Origin of the sequence: Flavobacterium poyangense (assembly GCF_011751075.1) — a bacterium.
Lineage (GTDB): Bacteria > Bacteroidota > Bacteroidia > Flavobacteriales > Flavobacteriaceae > Flavobacterium > Flavobacterium poyangense.
Genome location: NZ_JAALLN010000058.1, coordinates 1 through 1033 on the forward strand (window position 1 = coordinate 1; position 1033 = coordinate 1033).

Annotated in this window: 1 protein-coding gene; it reads left to right on the forward strand. The window is 35.3% G+C overall.

The window, feature by feature from the left end; translation table 11 throughout:
* Positions 1-1033 (forward strand): amino acid adenylation domain-containing protein (locus tag G3A47_RS22595; RefSeq protein ID WP_166926519.1); only part of this gene is annotated, 1033 nt, incomplete at both ends.

Genomic DNA, 1033 nt, shown 5'->3' on the forward strand with positions numbered 1-1033 from the left:
GAACTCCAAATACGATTGCTGTTGTATTTGAAGAAACGGAATTTACCTATCAGGAGCTTAATGAAAGCGCCAATCAAGTAGCCCATTATTTGAGAGAAAACTATTCGATTACACCTAACGATTTAGTTGGACTCAAGCTCGATAGAAACGAGCAAATGATTGTCGCTATTTTAGGAATATTGAAATCCGGAGCTGCCTATGTGCCAATAGACATCAATTATCCTGAAGACAGAATAGCTTATATCGAAAAGGACAGTACCAGTAAAGTTATTATAGATGAAGCAGCATTTAAGAGATTCAAAACCGTTCAGGAGCGCTATTCAAAAGAGAATTTAGAAAAAATCAATACCTCTGAAGATTTAGCCTATGTCATTTATACCTCGGGCACTACAGGTAATCCTAAAGGGGTGATGGTAGAACACAGGAATGCTTTTGAGTTGATTAATTGGTCTCAATTGGAATTTGATTTGTCAAAATTTGAAATAATGTATGCCGTAACTTCCTATTGTTTTGACTTATCTATCTATGAAATTTTTTATCCCTTATCAATTGGAAAAAAAATAAGGGTTTTAAAAAACGCCTTAGACATCAAAAACTATATCAATAAAGAGAACAAAATACTATTAAATACAGTTCCTTCAGTTATTAGAAAATTAATAGAAGAGGGGATAGATTTAAGCAACGTATCCTTTATCAATATGGCAGGAGAAGTAGTGCCTGTTGATATTGTTTTAAAACTTCAAACCGAAAAAGCAGAAGTTAGAAATTTATACGGTCCATCAGAAGACACCACATACAGTACAAGTTATTTAATAGAAAATCAGCAATACAGATCAATTCCAATCGGCAAACCGATCTCCAATACTCAGGTGTACATTTTGGACGAAGCCTTACAACTGCTCCCGATAGGAGTTACAGGAAAGCTGTATGTATCAGGAGCAGGTGTTGCCCGTGGTTATTTGAACAAACCTGAACTTACAGCAGAAAAGTTTATCGCTAATCCTTTTATTGAAGGCTCCCGAATGTATGACAC